This is a genomic window from Xenorhabdus entomophaga (assembly GCF_037996725.1).
GTDB lineage: Bacteria > Pseudomonadota > Gammaproteobacteria > Enterobacterales > Enterobacteriaceae > Xenorhabdus > Xenorhabdus khoisanae.
Genome location: NZ_JBBMXH010000478.1, coordinates 1 through 229, shown reverse-complemented (window position 1 = coordinate 229; position 229 = coordinate 1). Strand labels below are relative to the sequence as shown.

General features: G+C 51.1%; 1 pseudogene. It reads right to left on the bottom strand.

The features are described from left to right. Positions 1-201, bottom strand: a pseudogene (locus AAC854_RS23710) (terminase large subunit); the annotation flags it as partial. Positions 202-229: the final 28 nt, after the last annotated feature.

Genomic DNA, 229 nt, shown 5'->3' with positions numbered 1-229 from the left:
TGCGCCCTTGACGTGGGGCACAAATTTATAGAAATTCAGGATGTGCTGAGCGCGGGGTTCGCTGAATATAATGCCTCGGGCTTCGCCCTGCCTTAAATCGTCTAAAAAACGCTGGCATGCCAGTTTCACCAGTTCACCGGCCACAATCTCACCCGCCACGACCCGCTCAGCATAGCGGATGCCTTCTGATACTTTCGCCATGTTAATCTCTCATTTGTAAAAACTCAGC